The sequence below is a fragment of the Mycobacterium sp. NPDC003323 genome (genome assembly GCF_053589535.1).
In genome coordinates, this window is sequence record NZ_JBSFSB010000019.1 from 56,693 (window position 1) to 73,947 (window position 17,255).

Genomic DNA, 17,255 nt, shown 5'->3' on the forward strand with positions numbered 1-17,255 from the left:
TTACTTTCTCAGGACTCGTAGGTCTCGACGATGTTGACGGGTTCCTCGGTGACGACGCCGTCGAGGATGCGGTAGCTGCGTAGTTCGTGCGCCTCGGGGTCGCGGGTGGAGACCAGCACGTAGTGCGCGTCGGGCTCGGAGGCGAACGAGATGTCGGTGCGACTCGGGTAGGCCTCCGTGGCGGTGTGCGAGTGGTAGATCACCACGGGTGCCTCGTCGTTGTCGTCCATGCCCCGCCACACCTTGAGCTGCTCGCCGGAATCGAACCGGTAGAACGTCGGGGACCGCTCGGCGTTCACCATGGGGATGAACCGTTCGGGGCGATCCGAACCCTCCGGGCCGGCGATCACCCCGCAGGCCTCATCGGGGTGGTCTGCGCGCGCATGGGCCACCATCGCGTCGACCAGGTCGGCACGAATCACCAGCACGTCGGGACTCCGTTCTCTCGTTCGGTGCGATCAGGCGAATGCACCGGGCAACAGGCCACGATAGGTCGGTATTCCGGCGACCTGTTCTGCGGCCAGCACACCGACCAGGACGGCACGGGCCAGACAGTCCGCCGCGGCGGCGCCGATCGTGGTCAGCGCGGCCGTCTCCGGGGACATGGCAGCGGGTGTCTTTTCCGACGGCGGCACCTGCACCGCGCCGGTGGCCAGCGCGAAGACGGTGTCCCCGTCGACCGGGGTGTGCGCCGGGCGGATCGCGTGGGCCAGCCCGTCCTGGGCGGCGATCGCCAGCCGGCGGCACCCCGCCGGGCTCAGCGCGGCATCGGTGGCGACGACGGCGATGGTGGTGTTGAGCGGTCCGCTCTCGGCGTCCAGGCGCGCGAACTCGGCGATCTGGTCGGCGGGCGGGGCGGTGAGCCCGAACCGCGTGGTGAGGTCGGCCATCCAAGGCAGTCCGGTGGTGGGGTCGACGACGTTGCCGCCGGAGTTGACCGCGACGATCGCCCCGACGGTCACCCCGATGTCCGGTAACCGGATCGAGGCGGTGCCCAGCCCGCCCTTGAGGACCCCGGCGCGCGCGCCGGCGCCGGCACCGACATTGCCGACGTCGACGGTCTCGCTTGCCGCCCGCGCGGCGGCGTAGCCGAACTCCGCGGTCGGCCGGCAGCCCCAGCCGCCGACGGGCAGGTCGAAGATCACCGCTCCGGGCACGATCGGCACCACGCCGCCGTCCATCGCGACGCCGCGGCCCTGTTCCTCCAGCCAGGTCATCACGCCGTCCGCGGCGGCCAGCCCGTAGGCGCTGCCGCCGGTCAACAGCACCGCGTCGACATGGCGCACGCTGTTGGCGGGGTCCAGCAGATCGGTCTCCCGACTGCCCGGCGCGCCGCCCCGGCAGTCGACGGCCCCGACGGTGCCCTCGGGGGCCAGCACGACGGTGCTGCCGACAGCCCAACCCGAACCCAGGGTGGCGTCGTCGTCGATGCGCTGGTGGTTGCCGATGCGGATACCGGCGACGTCGGTGATGGCGCCGAGATCACTCATCGGGTCTGGCCCATCAGGCCGAGCACCAGGTACTCCTGCAACACCGTGAGCCATTGGTAGACATCCAGATGCCCGGCCATCGGATGCCCGACCGGTAATTGGTCAAGGCCCTCGGGACCGATCTCGAGCATGGTGCCCAACGCCAAGCGGACGTCGTTGACCGCCGACGCCCAGGCCTGCGCGTCATCCTCGCTCAGCTCGAATTTGCCGCCGCCGTCCGGCAGGGTTTCCAAGAGCCGTTGCGCCGCCTGCCTTTTCGCATCGATGATGGCCGGCTCATGCAGGCTGCGCAGGGCGCTGTTCAGACTGTCGGCGGCCGACGAGCCGGCCGGATGGTCGGTGCGCGACCGGTAGAAATCGGGCAGCAGCCGCTTCATCGTCTCGTCCTCGGGCGGTGCCGAGTGACCGGTGCGGATACCGGTGATCGCAGTGAGTTCGTCAGCCGGAGCGGCGGATTCGCGATCGTCGAGCATACCGTTCAACGAGGTGACCAGGTTGCGCAGCAGATCCGCTTCATGCGGTGCCAGCGCCGATCGGAATCGCGGACCTTCGGGACCCTCGACACGCTTCCACTTGCGCACGTGTCAGCGATCCTGCTGCATCGTCGCCCACAGACCCGCCGAGTGCAGTTTGGTGACGTCGACCTCCATGGACTCGCGGGTACCGGCGGACACCACCGCCTTACCCTCGGTGTGCACCTGCATCATCAGCTTGGTCGCGTGCGGTTCGGAGTAGCCGAACAGCTTCTGGAACACGTAGGTCACATAGGACATCAGGTTCACCGGGTCGTCCCAGACGATCGTGACCCAGGGGCCGTCGGTCGCCTCCTCTTCGCGACGGTCGGTATCGGCTGCGTGCTCCTCCCGGGTACCCGGCCGAGTCCGCGCTGGGGTCACCATGTGCCACAGACTACCGGGGTGTGACTTCGCGCCCGAATCGGAACCGTACCGATACGGTTGGGGACGTGAACGACCCCGTGAGCACCGCGCTGCTGACCGACAAGTACGAGCTGACGATGCTCGCCGCCGCGCTGCGTGACGGGTCCGCCCACCGCAGGTGCACCTTCGAGGTGTTCGCCCGCCGACTGCCCGACGGTCGCCGCTACGGCGTGGTCGCCGGTACCGGCCGGTTCGTGGAAGCGCTGGCGGACTTCAGGTTCGGCGCGGCCGAACTGGCGGTCGTCGCCGATTTCCTGGATGCCGAGACCACGGCCTTCCTGACCGATTTCCGCTTCACCGGTGATGTCGACGGCTACCCGGAGGGCGAGCTGTACTTCCCGCAGTCGCCGGTGCTCACCGTGCGCGGCAGCTTCGCCGAGTGCGTGATCCTGGAGACGCTGGCGCTGTCGGTGCTCAACCACGACAGCGCCATCGCCTCGGCGGCGGCCCGCATGGTGTCGGCGGCCGGCGGCCGGCAGCTGATCGAGATGGGGTCGCGCCGCACGCATGAGCAGGCCGCGGTGGCCGCGGCGCGCGCCGCCTGGATCGCCGGTTTCGACGGCAGCTCCAACCTCGCCGCCCAGCAGCGCTACGGTGTGCCGGCGCTGGGCACCAGCGCGCACGCCTTCACGCTGCTGCACGCGGGCGCCGACGGCACCGACGACCCGGACGCCCGGAACCGATCCGAGCGCGCCGCCTTCGCCGCGCAGGTCGACGCGCTCGGCGTGGGCACCACTCTGCTGGTGGACACCTACGACATCACCGCCGGCGTCGCCAACGCCATCGCGGTCGCCGGTCCCGAACTGGGTGCGGTGCGCATCGACTCCGGCGACCTGGGTGTGCTGGCCGGCCAGGTGCGCCGTCAGCTCGATGATCTGGGCGCCCGCAACACCCGCATCGTCGTCTCGGGCGACCTCGACGAATTCGCCATCGCCGCCCTGCGCGCCGAACCCGTGGACAGCTACGGCGTGGGCACCTCACTGGTCACCGGGTCCGGGGCACCGACGGCGGGGATGGTCTACAAGCTGGTCGAGGTGGACGGTGTGCCGGTGCAGAAACGCAGCGCGCACAAGGGTTCTGCGGGCGGGGCCAAGGAGTCGCTGCGACTGGCCAAGCCGTCCGGCACGATCATCGAAGAGGTGGTCCACCCCGCCGGGCAGGCACCGAGCGTCGAGGACGGGCTCACCGCGCGCAGCCTGCAGACCCCCCTGGTCCGGGCGGGTGCCCCGGTCGGCGCGGCCGATCTGGACGCGGCGCGCGCGCTGATGGCCGCCGGTCTGACCAGCCTGCCCTGGGACGGCCTGAAGCTGTCCCGAGGCGAGCCCGCCGTTCCCACCCGTGTCGTCGGTGCGGGACGCCCGACGTGACAGACCCGCGACCGTGACCGCAGAACGCGTCACCGACCTGCTGGCCACCGCCGTCGACGCGCTCGGCGGGACACAACGGTCCGGTCAGGTCCAGATGGCCGAGGCCGTCTCCGAGGCCTTCGAGTCCGGCAAGCATCTGGCGGTGCAGGCCGGCACCGGGACCGGCAAGTCGCTGGCCTACCTGGTCCCGGCGATCGCCCGCGCGGTGTCGGCCAACGAACCGGTGGTCGTCTCGACCGCCACCATCGCCCTGCAGCGTCAGCTCGTCGACCGCGATCTGCCCCGGCTGGCCGACGCGCTGGCCACCCGTCTGCACCGCAAACCGACCTTCGCGCTGCTCAAGGGCCGCGGAAATTACCTGTGCCTGAACAAGATCCACAACGGCACCGGCTCCGAGGGGACCGAGCTACCGCAGGAGGAGCTGTTCGACGCGGTCGCGGCGACGGCGCTGGGGCGCGATGTGCAGCGGCTGACCGCGTGGGCGTCGGACACCGAGACCGGTGACCGTGACGAGCTGACCCCCGGCGTGCCGGACCGGTCCTGGAGCCAGGTCAGCGTGTCGGCCCGCGAATGCATCGGGGTGTCGCGCTGCCCCTACAGCGCGGACTGCTATTCGGAGAAGGCGCGCGCCAAGGCCGGCACCGCCGATGTCGTCGTCACCAACCACGCGCTGTTGGCCATCGACGCCATCGCCGACGCCTCGGTGCTGCCCGAGCACGATCTGCTCGTCGTGGACGAGGCCCACGAACTGGCAGACCGGGTCACCGGGGTGGCGACCGGTGAACTGTCGGCCACCGCACTGGGGGCCGCCCAGCGACGCATCGGGCGGCTGGTCGCCGACGAGCTGGTCGAGCGGTTCGAGGCCGCCGGGGCGAATCTGTCGGCGGCCATCCACGACGCCGAGCCCGGGCGCATCGACCACCTCGACGACGAACTGGCCACGTATCTGACCTCGCTGCGCGATGCGGCCTTCGTCATCCGATCGGCGATCGATACCACCCCGTCGGATCCGCAGGCCGCGGCCGCACGCACCGAGGCCGTCACCGCGGTCACCGAGATCGGTGACATCGCCGCCCGCATGCTGGACTCGTTCGGTCCGGCCATCCCGGACCGCTTCGATGTGGTCTGGCTCGATCACGAGGAGAACAGCCGCGGCGGGGGCGGTAAGCGGGCCATCCTGCGGGTCGCGCCGCTGTCGGTGTCGGGCCTGCTGCGCACCCGGTTGTTCTCCCGCGCGACCGCCGTGCTGACCTCGGCGACCCTCACCATCGGCGGCAGCTTCGACGCGATGGCCGCGGCCTGGGGTCTGTCCGGCGGCGAGTCGGCCGCAAGCTGGCGCGGCCTGGATGTCGGCTCGCCTTTCGATCACGCCAAATCCGGAATCCTGTACATCGCAAAGCATCTGCCGCCGCCGGGTCGCGACGGTACCGGCTCGCCGGCCCAGCTCGACGAGATCGAGGCGTTGATCAACGCGGCCGGCGGACGCACGCTGGGCCTGTTCTCGTCGATGCGGGCGGCCAAGGCCACCGCCGAGGTGATGGCCGAACGCCTGGATACTCCGGTGCTGTGCCAGGGCCAGGACACCACCGCCGCCTTGGTGCAGCGGTTCGCCGACGATGAGGCGACATCACTGTTCGGGACGCTGTCGTTGTGGCAGGGCGTCGACGTGCCGGGGCCGACGCTGTCGCTGGTGCTCATCGACCGCATCCCCTTTCCCCGACCCGACGATCCGCTGTTGACCGCGCGGCAACGGGCCATCGCGGCGCGTGGCGGCAACGGCTTCATGGCGGTGGCCGCCAGTCACGCCGCGCTGCTGTTGTCCCAGGGTGCGGGTCGGCTGCTGCGCCGCATCGACGACCGCGGTGTCGTCGCGGTGCTCGATTCGCGGATGGCGACCGCCCGCTACGGCGGCTTCCTGCGGGCGTCGCTGCCGCCGTTCTGGGCGACGACGGACTCACAACGGGTGCAGGCCGCGCTCATTCGACTGCGCAACGGCTGAATTTCACTATCCTGCTAGCGGAGAAGGCGACCCGTGCGGGCGCACCGGAAGGCGGGGACAGATGGGTCGCTCGGGCCGTGCACAGATCGGTACCTCGGTGCGGGCCGCGCTGGCCGCCGCGGCGGTGCTGCTGATAGCCGGTTGCGCGGAGCCGGTGCAGGGCACCGCGGTGTCGGTGTTCGCCGATCCCTTCCGGGTGGCCGGCCTGCCGGCCACCGATGGGCCGACCGGCCTGCGCGATGACGCCGCCGAACCCACCCGTTCGGTCACCGACACCGACGGTGGTGAGATCGATTTCCTGGCCGCCAGTTCCATCAGCGATATCGAAGAGTTCTGGGGTCAGGCCTACAGCGAGACCTTCGACGGCGAGTTCACTCCGGTGCCGGACGTGATCTCTTGGGACGCAGACGGTTTCGACGGAGTGTTCTGCGGAACCGACACCTACAACCTGGTCAATGCCGCGTTCTGCCACGAGGACGAGAGCATCGGCTGGGACCGCGGGGTGCTGTTGCCCTCGCTGCGGGCCGCCAACGGTGACATGGCCGTCACGATGGTGCTGGCCCACGAATACGGCCACGCCATCCAGCAGCAGGCCGGTCTGGTGTCGCAGTCCACCCCCACCCTGGTCGCCGAGCAGCAGGCCGACTGCCTGGCCGGGGTGTACATGCGCTGGGTGGTCGAAGGCAACTCACCGCGGTTCACGCTGTCCACCGGTGAGGGGCTCAACAATCTGATGAGCGCGATGATCGGATTCCGTGATCCGCTGCTCAGCGTCGACGACTCGGCCGCCGGTGAGGACGAGCACGGTTCGGCGTTCGAGCGGGTGTCGGCCTTCCAGTTCGGGTTCACCGACGGTGCGGCCTCCTGTGCGGCGATGGACCCGGCCGAGATCAAACAACGCCGCGGTGACCTACCGGTGCTGTTGCCCGAGGATCAGTCCGGCGAGTTGCAGATCACCGAGGACTCGGTGCGCTCCGTCGTCGACGCGATGAACATCCTGTTCGAGCCTGCCGCGCCGCCGGCGCTCATCTTCGACCGGCCGGACTGCCCGGACGCCGACTCGGACGCACCGGTGACCTTCTGTCCGGCGACCAACACGATCTCGGTCGACCTGCCCGCACTGGAACTGCTCGGGGCACCACCCGATGAGGATGACGGTACCGGGCTGGCCACCGGTGACAACTCGGCGTATTCGGTGCTGGTATCGCGCTATATGCAGTCGATCCAACATCAGCGCGACGTGCCGCTGGACACCGCGGGAGCCGCGCTGCGGACCGCGTGCCTGACCGGGGTCGCCACGGCGAAACTCGTCGACGAGGTCAACACCCCCGACGGCGGTACCATCGCGCTCACGGCCGGCGACGTCGACGAGGCGGTGTCGGGCATTCTGCTCAACGGCCTGGTCGCCAGCGACGTCAACGGTGAGTCGGTGCCGTCGGGATTCTCGCGGATCGATGCATTTCGGGTCGGCGTACTCGGCGAGACCGACCGCTGCTTCAAGCGGTTTTCCTGATCCCCGCGAAGCGTCAGACCACCTTCGTCTCGCCGTAATAGGCGAGCACCGCGTCGGATTCGTCGGTGGATCTGGTGAGGAAGGCGTAGGACCGGATGAACGACTGCCCGATACAGCCGTCGATCTTGACCCGGAAGTTACTGATCAGCACCCACGGGTTGGCACCGCGGAACTGCTTCTCGGTGACCGGGACGATGTTCACCACGCCGGGTTTCAGCGCGACCGCGATACCGCCGGTGACCGGCGTCGTGAGCACCGGCACCAGCCCGTCGAGCGCGGGATCGGCGACGTCCACCCCGGCCAGACCGACCGACGGCGACAGTCCCGCGCTGCCGGTCAGGGTGACACCGTTGGACGTGCTCATGTCGATGCCGCACCCGATCTGATAACCGACCTCGATCACCCCCTCCGGGACCAGCGTGGGGTCGGGGCCGGTGATATGCCCGTTGAACGTGCCGCCGACGATATAGCTGCGCGACGAGATCGCCGTGGTCAGAGGCGCGTTCACCAATTGCGTCTCGTCGGCCGCCGACAGGGTGAGCGTCCAGCCGTCGGGTGTGGTGGTGCTCACCGGCGCCGCCGAGGGCACCAGCCCGTGCAGCACCGGCTCGGCCGCAGGTGGCTGGGCGGCGACGGGCTGCATCGTCACCGGCATCAGCGGTGGTTGCAGTGCCGGATCGATGGCCGGCGGCGCCACCGGATTGAACGGTGGTTCGCCGCGGTCCGATCCCGGGTCGGCGGTACCGGCCGGTGCGCACAGCACCGCAACGCTGAACACTGTCGCAGCGACAGCCGACACTCGTGGCACCGAAACCTCTTTCCAGGCGATCCGGCGCGAAACTTACCTGGTCTAGATAACTGTCTGGCCACGACAAAGACACGGCCCGGACCGAGATGGCGACTCAGCCCAACGGGATGCGCAGCACGCTGCCGTGCTCCAGTCCGCTTTCCAGCGCCACCCAGAGCGCACCGTCGGCCGCGATCGCCAGCCCGTGCGGTTCGCTGCCGGCGGGCAGGTCGATGGTGTCGAACTCACCGTCGGCGTCCACCCGCGCGATCTGATCGGCGCCCCACAGGCTGACCCAGACACCCCCGGAAGGATCCGCCACCACGGCGTGCGGCTTGCCCGGCAGGTCGAGCTCCTGGATGGCGTCGTCGGTCGGGATCCGGCCGATCTTGTCGGCCCGGATCTCGGTGAACCAGACCGCGTCATCGTGGGTCGCGGTGATGCCGACCGGACCGGCGGCCCGGGTGGGCAGTTCGCGCACGGTCAGGTTTCCGGACAGGTCCAGCCTCCCGATCGCACCGCGCTCGTTCATGGTGAACCACAGGGCCCCGTCGGGACCGGCCGTGATCATCGCGGGCATGCCGCCGACCGGATGCTCGTCGATCTCCCCGGCGGCCGGATCGAGCCGACCGACGGTCCCGGCGGTCATGGTGGTGAACCACAACGCCCGGTCGGGGCCGACGCAGATACCGAACGGCGCACTGCCCGAACTCAATTCGATGGAACTCTGATCGCCGGTGGTGGTGATCCGGCCGATGCGGTCATCACCGTTGCGGGTGAACCACAACGCGCCATCGGATCCGGCGACGATGATCTCGGGCTTGCTGTCCGGCGCAACTTCGAACACGGTGAGGCCTCCGTCGGCGGCGATCCTGGCGATCTGACCGCTGTGCACACAGGTCGCCCACATCGCCGCGTCGGCGCCGGCGGCCAGCGCGTAGGGCCCGCCCGGCACCGCGACTTCGGAGATCCGGTTCATCCCGGCGCGCCGCACTCCCCCGAGCACGGCGCCCGATACCCGGCGAAACCCGCGTACCCGGGGTTCTCGGGCCCGCCGAAACCCCGGGTACGCGGGTTTCGGCGCAGGTCGACCGGGGCGAGTAGCCCCGTCACGCCAGCGCCACGAGGCCGAGCTCGTTGACCCCGGCCAGCAGCCGGTGCTGCGGCAGCACCCGCACCGTGTAACCGACCGAACCGGCCACCGGCAACGGCGTCGTGGTGGAGAAGATGTGCCGGCCACCATCGGCCTCGCCGGTGTGGGTCATCTGCACCGTCACCGGGTCGCGCAGGTTGTCCCCGCCGTCGACGCGACCCAGAACCGCCTGCACCACAACCTCATCGGGGGCCAGCCCGGCCAGCTGCACCGTCGCCGTCAGGGTGAGCTCACTGCCCAGCAGCGGCGTGTCGGGCAGCCCGTAACTGTCGACATCGGTGATCTGCACCTTCGACCATTCCTGCTCGACCCGCTTGCGGTAACCGGCCAGCTGCCGCGCCGCGCCGAACGGCACGTCGTCGTTATCGGGTTCCAGGGTGGCTCGCAAGGATTGCGCGGCCGGGGCGTAGTACTTCTCGGTGTAGTCACGCACCATCCGCGAGGCCAGCACCTTGGGGCCCAACGCCTGCAGCGTGTGGCGCACCATCTCCACCCACCGCACCGGCACCCCGTGCTCGTCGCGATCGTAGAACCTCGGTGTCACAGCGGATTCCAACAGGTCGTACAACGCGGCTGCCTCGATGTCGTCGCGGCGGTTCTCGTCGGCCAGACCGTCGGCGGTCGGGATCTCCCAACCATTCTCCCCGTCGTACCACTCGTCCCACCAGCCGTCGCGGATGGACAGGTTGAGCCCGCCGTTGAGCGCACTCTTCATCCCCGACGTGCCGCAGGCCTCCAACGGCCGCAGCGGATTGTTCAGCCACACATCGCAACCCCAGTACAGCAGGCGCGCCATCGACATGTCGTAGTCGGGCAGGAAGGCGATCCGGTGCCGCACCTCGTGGCGGTCGGCGAACCGCACGATCTGCTGGATCAGCGTCTTGCCACCGTCATCGGCGGGATGCGATTTGCCCGCGACGATCAACTGGACCGGGCGGTCGGCGTCGAGCAACAGGCGCTCCAACCGTTCCGGATCGCGCAGCATCAGCGTCAACCGCTTGTAGGTGGGCACCCGTCGGGCGAACCCGACCGTCAGCACCTCGGGATCGAATGCGGAAGCGATCCAACCCAATTCGGCCTCCGACGCGCCGCGCTCCAGCCAGGACCGGCGCAACCGGGCGCGCACGTCGTCGACCAGCAACCGGCGCAGCTGCGAGCGGATCCACCACAGATGGCCCGGGTCGACCTGCTGGAGTCGCTGCCAGGTCTCGGCCTCGCTCAGTGCGGCCAGATCCTCCCCGATCAGCTCATGGGCCAGTTCGACCCATTGCGGGGCCGCCCAGGTAGGCGCGTGCACGCCGTTGGTGATCGACCCGATCGGCACCTCGGCCGGGTCGAAGCCCGGCCACAGCCCGTTGAACATCTGCCGGCTGACCTCGCCGTGCAGCAGCGAAACCCCGTTCGCGCGCTGGGCCAGCCGCAGACCCATATGGGCCATGTTGAACTTCGTCGGATCCTCCTCGGCACCGAAGGCGATCACCCGCTCCAGCGGCACGCTGGGCAGCAGCCGGGAGTTCAGGTCGCTGCCACCGAAGTAGCGCCGCACCATCTCCACCGGGAATCGGTCGATACCGGCGGGCACCGGGGTGTGGGTGGTGAACACCGTCGAGGAGCGCACCACGGTCAGCGCGGTGTCGAAATCCAGCCCGGCCTCGATGAGCTCGCGGATGCGCTCGACGCCGAGGAATCCGGCGTGGCCCTCGTTCATGTGGAACACCTCGGGTGCGGGCAATCCCTCCACTTCCGTGAACGCCCTGATCGCCCGCACCCCGCCTATACCGGCCAGCAACTCCTGCTTGATGCGGTGCTCCTGATCGCCACCGTAGAGCCGGTCGGTGACCCCGCGCAGCTCGTGCTCGTTCTCACCGATATCGGAATCGAGCAGCAGCAGTGGCACCCGGCCCACCTGCGCGACCAGGATCTGGGCGTACAACCGCGCGCCGTCGGGCATGGCCAGGTCGACCAGCACGGGTTGGCCGGCGTGATCGGTCAACAGTCGCAGCGGCAGACCCTGCGGATCCAGCGACGGGTAGTTCTCGTGCTGCCAGCCGTCGGCGGTCAGCGACTGCCGGAAGTATCCCGACCGGTAGTACAGGCCGACGGCGATCAGCGGCAGCCCGAGATCCGATGCCGACTTCAGGTGATCGCCGGCCAGGATGCCCAGGCCCCCGGAGTAGTTCGGCAGCACCTCGGCGACCCCGAACTCCATCGAGAAGTAGGCGATGCCGTTGGGGAATTGCTGTCCGGCCGCGGTCTGCTCCTGGTACCACATCGGCCGACTCAGATAGTCGTCGAGATCCGCGGCGCAGGAGTCCACCTGGCGGGTGAAATCGTCGTCGGCGGCGAGTTCGTCGAGGCGCTGCGGGTCCACCGCGCCGAGCAGGGCCACCGGGTCGGCCCCGACCTGCTGCCACAATCCGGGGTCGATGGTGGCGAACAACTGCTGGGTCGGCGTGTGCCAGGACCATCGCAGATTGATCGACAGCCGTTCGAGCGTCGAAAGGCGCTCGGGAAGGTGGGCTCTGACGGTGAATCGTCTCAGGGCTTTCACACGAGCTCACCTTACTGACAAACCGACGCTGGGCGGGCCGGACTGTTGAACGGATCACCAAGACCGCCTGCATCGGGCACGGCGATGTGTTCCTGACACTAGGTTGGGTACTCAGAGTCGGTATCGAGCGCGTCGAGTCATGAAGCGGAACCAGACGGATCGCGGTCACCGGGATGGGCGGCCGCACCGAGTGAGGAGTTGGTGGGTGGCCGGTCGGATCGAGATCGATGACGTCGCGCCCGTGTTGTCCGGTGGTCGATTCCCCGCGAAGGCGGTGGTCGGCGAGGTGGTGCCGATCAAGGCCACCGTGTGGCGAGAAGGCCATGACGCCGTGGCCGCCACCCTGGTGGTGCGCTATCACGGCACGGCATATCCGCGCCTGGTCGACGATCCCCCGGGCATACCGCCGGAGCCGCCCGGTCCGGTCACGCCGCCGCGCATCAAGCCCCTGCTGCTGCCGATGACACCCGGGCGCACACCCGATGTGCTGCACGCTCAGTTCACCCCGGATCAGGTCGGCCTGTGGACCTACCGGGTCGACGGTTGGGGTGACCCGATCGCGACATGGCGCAAGGGTGTCGTCGCCAAGCTCGACGCCGGTCAGGGCGAGTCGGAACTGTCCAACGATCTGTTGGTCGGCGCCCAGTTGCTGGAGCGGGCAGCCGCCGGCATGCCGCGCGAACACCGACAGCCGCTGCTGGACGCCGCCGCGGCGCTGCGCGCACCGGGCGACCCGTTCACCCGGGCCGGCGCTGCGCTGTCCCCCGGCATCGGTGAGCTGCTACACCGCTACCCGCTGCGCGAATTGCTCACCCGCGGTCAGCAGTACGGCGTCTGGGTGGACCGGCCGCTGGCCCGGTTCGGCTCCTGGTACGAGCTGTTTCCCCGCTCCACCGGCGGCTGGGACAGCAACGGCAACGCAGTGCACGGCACCTTCGCCACCGCGGCCAAGGATCTGCCGCGTGTCGCGCGGATGGGATTCGACGTCGTCTACCTGCCGCCGATCCATCCGATCGGCAAGGTGCACCGCAAGGGCCGCAACAACACCGTCACCGCCCAAGAGGGTGATGTGGGTTCGCCCTGGGCGATCGGCAGCAGCGAGGGCGGCCATGACGCCATCCACCCGGATCTGGGCACCATCTCCGACTTCGACGATTTCGTCTCCGCCGCAAGGGATCAGGGTCTTGAGGTGGCGCTGGACCTCGCGCTGCAGTGTGCCCCCGACCATCCGTGGGCACGGGACCACCCGGAGTGGTTCACGGTGCTGCCCGACGGCACCATCGCCTATGCGGAGAACCCGCCGAAGAAGTACCAGGACATCTACCCGCTCAACTTCGACAATGACCCGGCCGGTCTGTACGCCGAGGTGCTGCGCGTCGTGCGGTATTGGGTGTCGCACGGGGTCAAGATCTTCCGGGTCGACAACCCGCACACCAAGCCACCGAACTTCTGGGCCTGGCTGATCGGCAAGATCAAGAACGACGACCCGGACGTGCTGTTCTTGGCCGAGGCCTTCACCCGGCCGGCCCGCCTGTTCGGTCTGGCCAAACTCGGCTTCTCGCAGTCGTATTCGTACTTCACGTGGCGGACCGCCAAGTGGGAGCTCATCGAGTACGGCCAGCAGATCGCCGAGTACGCCGATGTGGCGCGCCCCAACCTGTTCGTGAACACGCCGGACATCCTGCACGAGAGCCTGCAGCACGGGGGCCCGGGCATGTTCGCCATCCGCGCGGTGCTGGCATCGACGTTCAGCTCGGTATGGGGTGTGTACTCCGGATACGAGCTCTACGAGCACCAGGCGGTCCGGGAGGGCAGCGAGGAGTACCTGGACTCGGAAAAGTACGAACTGCGTCCCCGCGACTACGAGGGCGCCCTGGCCGCCGGGAACTCCCTGGAGCCGTTCCTGGGCAGGCTCAACGAGATTCGTCGGCTGCATCCCGCACTACAGCAGCTCCGGACCATCAAGTTCCACCACGTGGACAACGATGCGCTGCTGGCCTACAGCAAGTTCGACCCGGTCACCGGCGACTGCGTCCTGGTCGTGGTGACGCTGAACCCGTTCGGCCCCGAGGACGGCACCGTCTGGCTGGACATGGGTGCGCTCGGGATGGAGCCCTATGACCGGTTCTGGGTGCGAGACGAGGTAACCGGCGAGGAATACCACTGGGGGCAGGCCAATTACGTCCGGCTGGACCCCGCTCGCGCGGTATCGCACGTACTGAACATGCCGTCGATCCCGAATGACACCCGACTCAATCTGTTGCGTAGGGAGTGAACAACCTTGACCAGCACCAACCCCATCACCAGTAGCCATCTGCGGCCCTCGGACCCGGATCTGGGCCGGCTGCTCGCCGGCGAACACCACGATCCGCACTCCGTGCTCGGCGCGCACGAATACGGTGACCACACCGTGATCCGTACGCTGCGTCCGCACGCCGAATCGGTGACCGCGATCATCGGCGGACAGCGCTACCCGTTCGAACATGTCGAGGCCGGGTTGTTCGCGGTCGCCGTGCCGATCACCGATCTGATCGACTACCGGCTTGAGGTCCAGTACCCGCACGCCGAACCGGTGACCGTGGCCGACCCCTACCGGTTCCTGCCGACACTCGGCGAGATCGACCTGCACCTGTTCGCCGAGGGCCGCCACGAACGGCTGTGGGAGGTGCTGGGTGCGCACCCGCGGACCTACGGCACCCCAGACGGTCCGGTCGATGGTGTTTCGTTCGCCGTGTGGGCCCCGAACGCCAAGGGCATCACGCTGATCGGCGACTTCAACCACTGGAGCGGTAACGAGGCCCCACTGCGCAGCCTGGGGTCCTCCGGGGTGTGGGAGGTGTTCTGGCCGGGCTTCCCCGTCGACGGGTTGTACAAGTTCCGCGTGCACGGGGCCGACGGATCGGTGGTCGACCGCGCCGATCCGATGGCCTTCGTTGCCGAGGTCCCGCCGCAGACCGCATCACGGGTGAATGTCAGCGACTACACCTGGAGCGACGAGGACTGGATGTCGGGGCGCACCCTGAAGAATCCGGTCTTCGAACCGATGAGCACGCTGGAGGTGCACCTGCCCTCGTGGCGGCCGGGCCTGTCCTACCGCGAGATGGCCACCGAACTGGTCGATTACGTCCGCGAGATGGGTTTCACCCACGTCGAGATGCTGCCCGTGGCGGCGCATCCCTTCGGCGGCTCATGGGGTTATCAGGTCACGTCGTACTACGCGCCCATGCCGCGGCTCGGCACCCCGGATGATCTGCGGTACCTCATCGACACGCTGCATCAGGCCGGTATCGGCGTCATCGTGGACTGGGTGCCAGCGCACTTCCCCAAGGACGCGTGGGCGCTGGGCCGCTTCGACGGCACCGCGCTTTATGAGCACTCCGACCCGCGCCGTGGTGAGCAACTCGACTGGGGCACCTACGTGTTCGACTTCGGGCGCGCCGAGGTGCGCAACTTCCTGGTCGCCAACGCGCTGTACTGGCTGCAGGAGTTCCACGTCGACGGGCTACGCGTCGATGCCGTCGCCTCCATGCTGTACCTGGACTACTCGCGTCCGGAGGGCGGTTGGACACCCAACGTCTACGGCGGTCGGGAGAACCTGGAGGCCGTGCAGTTCCTGCAGGAGATGAACGCCACGGTGCACAAGATCGCACCCGGCATCGTCACCATCGCGGAGGAATCGACGTCCTGGCCGGGTGTCACCCGGCCGACCAACCTCGGCGGCCTCGGCTTCTCGATGAAGTGGAACATGGGCTGGATGAACGACACCCTGGAGTTCATCAAGCGCGACCCCATCCACCGCAGCTATCACCACCACGAGATCACCTTCTCGATGCTCTATGCGTTCAGCGAGAACTACGTGCTGCCGATCAGTCACGACGAGGTGGTGCACGGCAAGGGCACGCTGTGGGGCCGGATGCCCGGCAACGATCACACCAAGGCGGCGGGGCTGCGGGGACTGTTGGCCTACCAGTGGGCCCATCCGGGCAAGCAACTGCTGTTCATGGGTCAGGAGTTCGGTCAGCGGGCCGAGTGGTCCGAGGAACGCGGCGTGGACTGGTATCAGCTGTCGGAGAACAGCTTCTCCACCGGCATCTCGCAACTGGTCACCGATATCAACGAGCTGTACCGCGACCGGCGCGCACTGTGGTCGCGGGACACCGTGCCCGAGGGCTACTCCTGGATCGACGCCAACGACTCGGCCAACAACGTGCTGAGCTTCCTGCGCTTCGGCGACGACGGCTCGATGCTGGCGTGCGTGTTCAACTTCTCCGGGGCCGAGCATTCGCAGTACCGGCTGGGCTTACCTCAGGCCGGTACCTGGCGCGAGGTGCTCAACACCGACGCCACCATCTACAACGGTTCGGGCATCGGCAACCTGGGCTCGGTCGAGGCGACCGCGGAGCCCTGGCACGGCCGGCCGGCCTCGGCGGTGATGGCGCTGCCGCCGCTGGCCGCGCTGTGGTTCGAACTCGAGACGTAACCTTCCTGCCGCGAACAGACGTAAAACTGCCCCAATTCACGTGAATTGGGGCAGTTTTACGTCTGTTCGCGACCGAGCGCTCAGTACAGGGCGTTGGCCAGCTTGCGCCGGCCCGCGATCACCTCGGGGTCGGCGGCGTCGAAAAGATCGAACAGCTCGATCAGTCGGGTGCGGGCGGCGGTGCGCTCCTCGCCGGCGGTGCGCTTGATCAGGTCGATCAACCGGTCGAAGGCCGCCGTCACGTTCTGCTGCAGGATCTCCACGTCGGCGGCGGCGAAGGCGGCCTCGGCATCGCCGGGCGCGGCGTCGGCCAACGCCGGCGCCTCGGCCGGCCGGGTGGTGGCCCGCTGCAGGAAGGTGATCTGGCGGACCGCACCGGCGGCCTCGGCGTCGTTCGGCTTGGCGGCCAGGATGCCCTGGTAGGCGGCCAACGCGGCATCGAAATCACCGGCGTCCAGGTGGGCGCGGGCCTGTTCCAGCTCAGGATCCACCTCCTCGGCCTGCTCCGGCACGCCACTGAGCTTGCCCGCGGTCGCGCTGAGCAGAGAATCGATCCACTGCCGCAGCTGCTCGGCGGGTTGCGGGCCCTGGAAACTGGAGATGGGCTGGCCCCCGGCCAGTGCGACGACGGTCGGGACGGCCTGCACCCCGAACATCTGCGCGACCCGGGGTGTGGTGTCGACGTTGACCGTGGCCAGCGACCACTTACCGGCGTCGGCCTGGACCAGCCCGGCCAGCGTGTCGGCCAACTGCACGCTGGCATCGCTGCGCGGCGTCCACAACAGCACGACGACGGGGATCTCACCCGAGCGGACCAGCACCTCGGCCTCGAGGTTGGCCTCGGTGACCTCGATCGCCCCGGCCGGTGCGCCGGTTGCGCCCTCCCGGCCCGGGGGCGGAGCCTTCAGTGCCGACAGATCGAATGCGCCGGCCAGTGCCGGCCCGACGGTGGGGCGTGGTCGTGTCACGTTCCCAAG

General features: G+C 68.8%; 13 protein-coding genes. 5 read left to right on the plus strand and 8 right to left on the minus strand.

Annotated features, from left to right (window positions below):
• Window positions 1-8: 8 nt before the first annotated feature.
• From ACWDUN_RS26395 to clpS, 4 genes are read right to left on the minus strand one after another with little or no spacing between them, the layout of a single operon-like run.
• Window positions 9-428, minus strand: a complete 420-nt coding sequence (locus ACWDUN_RS26395; RefSeq protein ID WP_449933362.1) for a Mov34/MPN/PAD-1 family protein — start codon at window positions 426-428, stop codon at window positions 9-11.
• Window positions 429-458: 30 nt separating this feature from the next.
• Complete coding sequence (locus ACWDUN_RS26400) at window positions 459-1,490, minus strand: P1 family peptidase (protein WP_449933364.1); 1,032 nt, start codon at window positions 1,488-1,490, stop codon at window positions 459-461.
• The gene (gene aosR, locus ACWDUN_RS26405; RefSeq protein ID WP_449933366.1) at window positions 1,487-2,071 is read right to left on the minus strand and encodes an oxidative stress transcriptional regulator AosR; all 585 of its coding nucleotides are present in this window, start codon (window positions 2,069-2,071) and stop codon (window positions 1,487-1,489) included. Before aosR ends, ACWDUN_RS26400 begins: the two co-directional genes overlap by 4 nt.
• 3 nt (window positions 2,072-2,074) lie before the next feature.
• On the minus strand, window positions 2,075-2,389 hold the full coding sequence (clpS, locus tag ACWDUN_RS26410; protein WP_449933368.1) for an ATP-dependent Clp protease adapter ClpS: 315 nt from the start codon (window positions 2,387-2,389) through the stop codon (window positions 2,075-2,077).
• A 65-nt stretch (window positions 2,390-2,454) separates the two neighbouring features.
• Between clpS and ACWDUN_RS26415 the strand changes: the two genes are divergently transcribed.
• The 3 genes from ACWDUN_RS26415 to ACWDUN_RS26425 all read left to right on the plus strand — a co-directional run bounded on the left by ACWDUN_RS26415 (window position 2,455) and on the right by ACWDUN_RS26425 (window position 7,307).
• Window positions 2,455-3,795, plus strand: coding sequence for a nicotinate phosphoribosyltransferase (locus tag ACWDUN_RS26415; RefSeq protein WP_449933369.1), 1,341 nt, complete (start codon window positions 2,455-2,457; stop codon window positions 3,793-3,795).
• 13 nt (window positions 3,796-3,808) lie between these two features.
• On the plus strand, window positions 3,809-5,794 hold the full coding sequence (locus ACWDUN_RS26420; protein WP_449933371.1) for an ATP-dependent DNA helicase: 1,986 nt from the start codon (window positions 3,809-3,811) through the stop codon (window positions 5,792-5,794).
• Window positions 5,795-5,855: 61 nt separating this feature from the next.
• Complete coding sequence (locus ACWDUN_RS26425) at window positions 5,856-7,307, plus strand: neutral zinc metallopeptidase (RefSeq protein WP_449933373.1); 1,452 nt, start codon at window positions 5,856-5,858, stop codon at window positions 7,305-7,307.
• Between the two features lie 13 nt (window positions 7,308-7,320).
• Here the strand turns inward: ACWDUN_RS26425 and ACWDUN_RS26430 are convergent, their stop codons facing one another.
• From ACWDUN_RS26430 to ACWDUN_RS26440, 3 genes are all read right to left on the minus strand, one after another.
• Window positions 7,321-8,106: an MspA family porin gene (locus ACWDUN_RS26430; protein ID WP_449933375.1), complete on the minus strand. Its 786-nt coding sequence runs from the start codon at window positions 8,104-8,106 to the stop codon at window positions 7,321-7,323.
• A gap of 103 nt (window positions 8,107-8,209) precedes the next feature.
• Window positions 8,210-9,073, minus strand: coding sequence for a Vgb family protein (locus ACWDUN_RS26435; RefSeq protein WP_449933377.1), 864 nt, complete (start codon window positions 9,071-9,073; stop codon window positions 8,210-8,212).
• Window positions 9,074-9,203: 130 nt separating this feature from the next.
• Complete coding sequence (locus ACWDUN_RS26440) at window positions 9,204-11,798, minus strand: glycosyltransferase family 1 protein (protein WP_449933378.1); 2,595 nt, start codon at window positions 11,796-11,798, stop codon at window positions 9,204-9,206.
• A gap of 205 nt (window positions 11,799-12,003) precedes the next feature.
• On the opposite strand from ACWDUN_RS26440, the gene ACWDUN_RS26445 reads away from it, so the two are divergent.
• On the plus strand, window positions 12,004-14,073 hold the full coding sequence (locus tag ACWDUN_RS26445) for an alpha-1,4-glucan--maltose-1-phosphate maltosyltransferase (RefSeq protein WP_449933380.1): 2,070 nt from the start codon (window positions 12,004-12,006) through the stop codon (window positions 14,071-14,073).
• Between the two features lie 6 nt (window positions 14,074-14,079).
• On the plus strand, window positions 14,080-16,278 hold the full coding sequence (glgB, locus tag ACWDUN_RS26450) for a 1,4-alpha-glucan branching protein GlgB (RefSeq protein ID WP_449933381.1): 2,199 nt from the start codon (window positions 14,080-14,082) through the stop codon (window positions 16,276-16,278).
• A gap of 80 nt (window positions 16,279-16,358) precedes the next feature.
• On the opposite strand, the gene ACWDUN_RS26455 is transcribed toward glgB, so the two are convergent.
• Window positions 16,359-17,246, minus strand: coding sequence for a co-chaperone YbbN (locus ACWDUN_RS26455; RefSeq protein ID WP_449933383.1), 888 nt, complete (start codon window positions 17,244-17,246; stop codon window positions 16,359-16,361).
• Between the last annotated feature and the right edge of the window lie 9 nt (window positions 17,247-17,255).